Origin of the sequence: Pseudomonas sp. MYb13 (assembly GCF_002980075.1) — a bacterium.
GTDB lineage: Bacteria > Pseudomonadota > Gammaproteobacteria > Pseudomonadales > Pseudomonadaceae > Aquipseudomonas > Aquipseudomonas lurida.
Genome location: NZ_PCQI01000022.1, coordinates 79,427 through 86,273, shown reverse-complemented (window position 1 = coordinate 86,273; position 6,847 = coordinate 79,427). Strand labels below are relative to the sequence as shown.

Here is a 6,847-nt window from a genome sequence, read left to right as displayed (position 1 = left end):
GCCCAGCCAAGTCCCCAGAGGCACACCCAGCGACAGCGCAATCGGCGTGCCGACCATCGCCAACGCCAGCGCCCTGCCCTGTTGATGCGGCGCGACCATGCGGCGGGCGTAACCGGCAAGCAGGCTCCAGGCCAAGCCGGCCGCCACCCCCGCAAAGAAACGCGCCACCAGGGTCACGCCATAGTGGGACGACAGCGCCGTGATGGAGTTGAACAGCAGGAAACCGACGATGGTCAGCAACAGCACATTGCGTCGGCGCCAGCCACGGGTGGCAATGGTCATGGGGATCACCGCCAGCACCGACCCCAGGGCATACGCGGTCACCATCTGCCCTGCCATCGACGGGGAAATCGCCAGGCCTTCGCTGATTAGCGGCAAGAGGCCGGCGGGCAGGGTTTCGGTGACGATACAGATAAAACCGGTCATGGCCAGGGCGAGCAAGGCCCCGATGGGCAGGCGGTCGGCTGACGCCGATAAAGTCAGTGAGGGTGTCACGGGAAACTCCTTGAGCGCGATTTAGATACTGATCGATACAGATGTTGCGGGCGCGCACAACGCGTTGTCAACGACTTATGTATCGACTAGTATTTATCTCGCCACCCGCACCGGAGATCCGACATGGCACAAATGGGCCGCCCCCGTACCTTTGATCGCGAACAGGCCGTGGACCAGGCCCTGCACCTCTTCTGGCAGCACGGCTACGACGCCACCTCCCTCGCCCAGCTCAAGGCCAGCCTGGGGGGCGGGATCTCCGCGCCGAGTTTCTACGCGGCGTTCGGCTCCAAAGAGGCGCTGTTCGACGAATGCGTGCAGCGTTACCTGGCGACCTACGCCCAGGTTACCGAATGCCTGTGGGACGAAAGCCTGCCACCGCGCCTGGCGGTTGAAACAGCGCTGCGCCAATCCGTGCGCATGCAGTGTGAGGACGGGCACCCCAAGGGCTGCATGGTGGCATTGGGGGTGATGAGCGCGCCGAGCCCGGAGAATGCGCGGGTGGCGCAAGGGTTGACGCAGTCGCGACTGCGCACCCGGGCGGGGCTTGTGGCCTGCGTTGAACGGGCGATGCGCACCGGGCAGTTGCCAGGCACGGTCAACCCCTCAGTGATGGCGACGGTATTTGATAGTTTCCTGCAGGGCGTTTCGATTCTGGCTCGGGACAATGTGCCCCATGCAACCCTCGACGCGGCGATCAGCCAGCTGCTGCTGACCTGGGATATTGCAGCGTCTACGGCACCGCCCATCCGTCCCGACAGTGCAGCAGAAAATCCACAAACGCGCGCACCCGGTGTGGCACATACCGCCCATGGGGATACAGCAAGGTAAACGGCCGCGAGCGTCCCCCGTAGGGCTTTAGCACCTCCACCAGACTGCCGTCGGCCAATTCCTGCTCGACGATAAACTTGTAGGTCTGGAACAACCCCGCGCCGTGCTTGGCCAGCGTCACGCCGCCCAGCACATCATCGGAGCAGCTGTACCCCGCCTCCCCCGCATATTCCTGCGCCTTGCCGTCGACCTGGAACAGCCACGCAATGCGACGACCGCTGCTCGGCAATTCGTACTGGATGCACTCATGGGTGGGCAAATCTTCCAGCGCCTGAGGGACGCCGGCGCGCTTCAGGTAGGACGGCGCCGCGACCACGACCAGCTCGGCATCTTCGAGCAGGCGCGCGATCAGCGAGGAGTCTGGCTGGGCGCGCACGCGGATGGCCAGGTCATAGCCTTCGGCGACGAAGTCGATATTGCGATTGCTGATGTGGATATCCACCGTAACCTGCGGGTACAACGCGCGAAACTTCGGGAGCAACGGCAACAGGCGGTGATGGGCATAGGTGGTGGGAATACTGATGCGCAGCAGCCCCGACGGCACGGCCTGCGCGCCCATCACTTCCTGTTGGGCTTCCACCAGTTGGGTCAGGGCCTGGCGGCATTGCTCGAAGAAGGTCCGGCCGCTGTCAGTCAGGCGGATGCTGCGAGTGGTGCGCACAAACAGGCGCGAGCCCAGGCGTTCTTCCAGGCGCGAAATGCTGCGGCTTACGGCAGCCGGCGTGACACCGGCAACCTGCGCGGCGGCGGTGAAGCTGCTGGCTTCGGCGGCAAGGCAGAAGAGTTCGATACTGCCTAGCTGCAAATCTTCGAAATGGCGCTTCATGGGCACTCCTTCCCTGATGCTGGAACAACGGCCGTGAGAAATTGCAGCACGCCGATGCCAACTGCGCCACATCCTGGTTCAAACCCAATGGCAGGGGCGTAACGGTAACGGTGGATGAAGATGCCGGCTACCGCGCTGAACGTCTTTGGCAATGCGCGGGTGCCGTGGGTGACTACCGAGAGGGGAACCTGACGAATAAAGGCGCTCCGAAGAGCGCCTTTATTCATTTCAACTCACTGCTCGCTGATGGATTTAACATCAGCCTTGGCAGCACCACCAATCGCAATGCGCTTAGGCTTGGCTTCCTCCGGTACGACCCTGAGCAGATCGATGCTCAGCAAACCATTGGAAAGCTGTGCGCCCTGCACTTCAATGTGGTCGACCAGGCGGAACGACAGACGGAACGCGCGCTGAGCGATACCCTGATGCAGGTAGGTGATGCCCTCGTTGTGTTCGCGCTTGCCGCCGGCGACGGTCAACACGCCTTTCTCCACCTGGATCTCCAGGTCATCCTCCACCAGGCCAGCAGCCGCGATCACGATCCGATAATGATCGTCACCGTGCTTTTCGACGTTGTGCGGTGGGTAGGTGGTACCGGCCTCGCTGCGAAGCGCCGATTCGAAAAGGTCGTTGAACCGGTCAAAGCCGACGGAGTGACGGAACAGTGGGGCCAAGGAAAGAGTAGTAGCCATTGCAAAATCTCCTGAGGTTTCTCCAAGTGATTTGATACGCGACCCGTATTCGGCATCGCGTAACACCTAAGTAGGTTCAGGCGGAAAAATTTCAAGCGGTGCCCAAAAAAATTTTTATCCGCGGCCATGAGCCCCTGAGGCAAGGCTGACGCACCGGCGCGCAACAGGTGGGCGGAGCCGTCGGGAACCTGCCGGGTTTGCTCCCCCTGCTACGACAAAAAACGTGGCTCCATCTTACGCATTGACATATCGGTAAATCTCGATATCCTCGCGACATGGACTTACTCGAAATATTCAAAGCCCTCTCGAACCGTACTCGACTAGAAATCCTGAAAGGTTTGAAGGATCCCGAAAAGAACTTCCCCCCGCAGGATGAAGGGGACGTTCATACCGTGGGCGTCTGCGTCAGCAGTATTCAAGAAGGCGTCGGGCTGTCGCAGTCAACCGTGTCCGATTACCTGGCCACGCTGCATCGAGCGGGCTTGATCGAGACCCGGCGCATCGGGCAGTGGACCTACTACAAGCGAAACGAAGCAACCATCAGCGCCCTTGCCGAGATCATTGGCAAGGAGCTGTAATTTTTTACTCTAGGATATCGAGATTTCCCGATATCCCTTTTTACCGAAACGAGGTAATGCAATGAAAGCGATGATGCTTGAATCATTTGGCGGCCCGGATTCGTTCGAACTCTGCGAGGTGCCAAAACCAGTGCCGCACACCGGGCAGGTCCTGGTACGGGTCCATGCGACCTCCATCAACCCCTTGGATTACCAGGTGCGACGCGGCGACTATGCCGACCTGGTGCCCCTCCCCGCCATCACCGGCCACGACGTCTCCGGCGTTGTCGAAGCCATCGGGCCCGGCGTCACGAACTTCGCGCCAGGCGACGAAGTCTGGTACACCCCGCAGATCTTCGACGGCCCCGGCAGTTACGCTGAATACCATGTGGCGGCCGAAAGTATCATTGGCAAGAAACCGCCCACGCTAAGTCACCTTGAGGCGGCGAGCCTGAGCCTCGTCGGTGGTACGGCATGGGAAGCGCTGACCGTGCGCGCAGCCCTTCGGGTGGGGGAAAGCATCCTGATACATGGCGGCGCGGGCGGTGTCGGCCACGTAGCGATCCAACTGGCAAAAGCCATCGGCGCCAGGGTGTTCACCACCGTGCGCGAAGCCAACATTGAGTTCGTTAAAAGCATGGGCGCCGATGTGGTCATCGACTACGAAAAGCACGACTACGTCGACGCCATCATGCGGGAAACGGCAGGTCGTGGCGTGGATGTGGTGTTCGATACCATCGGCGGCAACACACTGTCGCGCAGCCCCGACGCACTCGCGCAACTGGGCCGCGTGGTCTCGATCGTGGACATCGCCCAGCCGCAAAACCTGGTCCAGGCGTGGGGCAAGAATGCGAGCTATCACTTCGTGTTCACGCGGCAAAATCGCGGCAAGCTGGATGAACTGAGCACCTTGGTCGCACAGGGTCAATTGCGCCCCCATGTGGGCGCCGTCTATGCGCTGGCCGACATCGGACTCGCCCATGCACGGCTGGAGAGCCCCAACAACGGCGTCCAAGGGAAGATCGCGATTGCCGTCGTGCCCACTCAAGGAGCAACGTCATGATCTACGAGATCGCCGTGCTGCCCGTCCACAAGGAACACATCGACGCGTTCAGGCGTGCCTTTGCCGAGGTGGCGCCGTTGCTCAGCCGTGCGAAAGGCTACTTGGGCCATATGCTTGCCCAGGGGGTTGAAACACCGGAGCGCTTCAACCTGATCGTGCGTTGGGAATCGCTGGAGGACCACACGCCGGGGTTTGAAGCGAGTGAGGACCATCGGCTGTTCATGTTGGGGTTGGAGGGCTATTTCTCTGAAGAGCCACAGGTCTATCACATTGAGGGGACGACGTTTACCGCGGACGATGATCGAGCCTGGGTTTAGAGGCAGCTTCATCCTGTACGTTTGGAACTGCACGGAAAAATCCCACGCAAAAAAAAGCCTGCATCTCTGCAGGCTTCTCTTTATGTCGCTATCTGGCTCCACGACCTGGACTCGAACCAGGGACCCAATGATTAACAGTCATTTGCTGGCTGTTAGGCGCACAGGGGCCACGAAAAACGTGGTGGAGAGATGGGATTGCTGCATAGCGTGATTCGCATGAATGCGTCACGCCAGGAAAGTTAGTAGGGTTGGGTTGGCTTGTCAAAGCTGTGCAAATTAATGATCTGTAAGAAAAGGAGACGGTCGTTGTCAGCTACCCGGAGACGAGGCGTCTCAATGATCTACTTTCTCGAACTTATCTGTGTGCACATTTTTGCAGCCAATGGGAGCCTTATCCTTCTAGCTTAACCCAGGCCGTTTTTCCTTGGCATCGGCATAGCCATACTCTTTTGGAACGCTGTAAATGTCAGGAATTTTCGGCCAGTCTCCGGCCAGAAATATCTTTTCAGCGTCATCCACTATCGCATCAAAAAAGCTAGTCAACTCCATCGCGCGGGTCCTATTGCTGCCACCGGCAAGACCATCAACTACAAAAAATATACATCTGGAATATTAACCGCTGACAACTACAGCATCCAAGCCCATAGGCATAATGACTCCCGCACGACCTACTGGTCTAATCCTTTCAAATTACAAACATCAATGAAGTCTGACATAGAGACTTCCTGTTCACCATCTTCGCCAGCGATCAAAACGTCTTGCACAATCACCATTCCTCTTGAAAAGTCCAAAACCACATCAAAGCTATTGAATTCAAACTCTCGTTTATAGACGTTCTCAGAACTACGCTTCTCGTCAATGGCGCTCTGTAGCCCCCTCTAACATGAGCATCTAATTCCTGCTGCACAAATCGCTCTATAACATTCATATTCATCAACCAGCCCTTAATAGGGATACACAGTGTGAATGACACCATCGCGAACATTCACATGGATGGATTTGACTGCGTTCCCAGCTTTATCCGTCCCGATGACCTTTCCAAGGTTGTACTGAACCACATACCCACCTGGGCCATTGTGGGTTACTTTTCCATATCCCAAAGCATCATCGTTGTTTCTGGCCCAAGTCATGAAGGCCGGCCATTCGTGCCAGAAGGCAGTGAATTACTTTTTTCTCAAACTTTGCTCTCGGCCATATTCGCCCTCTCAACTATCATAAGAATCAATTAGAGCCTTTGCGATTCTAGCTTCGATCAATGAGCCGGAAGCCAACTCACGTAGTTCTCGCATAGAAATAAAATTAGCATTTAGATACATCTCGAAATCCTTCTTAAGAGCAGATGATTTCACTGTAATTACACCAAACTCTTCATAGGCGCTTTCAAAAGACTCCTCAGGGTCAGACCCCATTTACCGCTTCGACTTTAGTACACCCGCAATTTTTCCGCGGCTAGGGAGCCGTCCAAACGCCCCCCTTATTCTTACGACTTTATCTCTGATCGCCAAGAGCAACAAGAAGCTTATGCTCTAATTCTGTAGCATAGGCGACAGCGCTTAAATCTTCTGCAAGCACTTCTTTATTTCTACTGAGGATATCAAGCATCTTCTCGGCGAGTACAGCATACTGCCCCCAAACTGAGCCGGACAGCTCTGAAGTTAACTTCAGTAGCTCTGCATCATCCCAATACCCAACCAATACATCTTTATCTAACTCAGAAACTACCATGGGTAGCAACCTCGAAATATACATCTCCTGCCTAACAGCCCTACACAGGCCCCCAATTTCCAATTCCGAAATCGGGGTATCTAATATAGACATATGCCATAACTCCAGAGCTGAGGGGTCAGGTCCGAGCTCCCATTTGAAACCTTTACTTTCGTCAATATCACGGAATGTCTTTTTCATATTCCAGCACCATCTAAAGCATGGATGCCTCAGGGTCAGACACCATTTACCCCACAGTATTTTCCGCCAAGTCCTTGCCGCCAATGGCAAGAGCGCCCGCATCCATCTTGCGACCAAGAGCAGCCTCTGGAGCAATGGGGACAGATTTATTTATCACTCAAGCT

The 6,847-nt window shown here is 56.7% G+C and carries 10 protein-coding genes; 5 read left to right on the top strand and 5 right to left on the bottom strand.

Features of this window, described 5'->3' with window-relative positions; all coding sequences use genetic code 11:
* On the bottom strand, positions 1 to 495 hold a 495-nt coding region (locus tag CQ002_RS26105; RefSeq protein WP_146117487.1), incomplete at its 3' end, for an MFS transporter.
* Between the two features lie 123 nt (positions 496 to 618).
* Between CQ002_RS26105 and CQ002_RS26100 the strand changes: the two genes are divergently transcribed.
* A complete protein-coding gene (locus tag CQ002_RS26100) occupies positions 619 to 1,323 on the top strand; it encodes a TetR/AcrR family transcriptional regulator (RefSeq protein WP_034107724.1) in 705 nt (234 codons plus the stop codon).
* On the opposite strand, the gene CQ002_RS26095 is transcribed toward CQ002_RS26100, so the two are convergent.
* Both CQ002_RS26095 and CQ002_RS26090 read right to left on the bottom strand, forming a co-directional pair.
* Positions 1,226 to 2,149, bottom strand: coding sequence for a LysR family transcriptional regulator (locus CQ002_RS26095; protein ID WP_034107726.1), 924 nt, complete (start codon positions 2,147 to 2,149; stop codon positions 1,226 to 1,228). The two genes, CQ002_RS26100 and CQ002_RS26095, sit on opposite strands and share 98 nt — an antisense overlap.
* A gap of 233 nt (positions 2,150 to 2,382) precedes the next feature.
* Positions 2,383 to 2,841 (bottom strand): Hsp20 family protein, encoded by a 459-nt coding sequence (locus tag CQ002_RS26090; protein ID WP_034107728.1) that lies wholly within the window; start codon positions 2,839 to 2,841, stop codon positions 2,383 to 2,385.
* A gap of 275 nt (positions 2,842 to 3,116) precedes the next feature.
* On the opposite strand from CQ002_RS26090, the gene CQ002_RS26085 reads away from it, so the two are divergent.
* From CQ002_RS26085 to CQ002_RS26075, 3 genes are all read left to right on the top strand, one after another.
* Positions 3,117 to 3,419 carry a helix-turn-helix transcriptional regulator gene (locus CQ002_RS26085; protein ID WP_034107730.1) on the top strand — a complete coding sequence of 101 codons (303 nt, stop codon included), beginning with the start codon at positions 3,117 to 3,119 and terminating at the stop codon, positions 3,417 to 3,419.
* 61 nt (positions 3,420 to 3,480) lie between these two features.
* Complete coding sequence (locus tag CQ002_RS26080; RefSeq protein ID WP_105162612.1) at positions 3,481 to 4,461, top strand: zinc-dependent alcohol dehydrogenase family protein; 981 nt, start codon at positions 3,481 to 3,483, stop codon at positions 4,459 to 4,461.
* Entirely contained in the window at positions 4,458 to 4,778 is a 321-nt protein-coding gene (locus tag CQ002_RS26075; RefSeq protein WP_034107734.1) for an antibiotic biosynthesis monooxygenase, read from the top strand. Before CQ002_RS26080 ends, CQ002_RS26075 begins: the two co-directional genes overlap by 4 nt.
* Positions 4,779 to 5,177: 399 nt before the next feature.
* On the opposite strand, the gene CQ002_RS28260 is transcribed toward CQ002_RS26075, so the two are convergent.
* Positions 5,178 to 5,327 (bottom strand): hypothetical protein, encoded by a 150-nt coding sequence (locus CQ002_RS28260; protein WP_158260147.1) that lies wholly within the window; start codon positions 5,325 to 5,327, stop codon positions 5,178 to 5,180.
* A gap of 413 nt (positions 5,328 to 5,740) precedes the next feature.
* Between CQ002_RS28260 and CQ002_RS28220 the strand changes: the two genes are divergently transcribed.
* Positions 5,741 to 6,007 (top strand): hypothetical protein, encoded by a 267-nt coding sequence (locus tag CQ002_RS28220; protein ID WP_146117486.1) that lies wholly within the window; start codon positions 5,741 to 5,743, stop codon positions 6,005 to 6,007.
* A 259-nt stretch (positions 6,008 to 6,266) separates the two neighbouring features.
* Here CQ002_RS28220 and CQ002_RS26060 read toward each other — a convergent pair whose 3' ends face one another.
* The gene (locus tag CQ002_RS26060; protein ID WP_034107736.1) at positions 6,267 to 6,683 is read right to left on the bottom strand and encodes a contact-dependent growth inhibition system immunity protein; all 417 of its coding nucleotides are present in this window, start codon (positions 6,681 to 6,683) and stop codon (positions 6,267 to 6,269) included.
* Between the last annotated feature and the right edge of the window lie 164 nt (positions 6,684 to 6,847).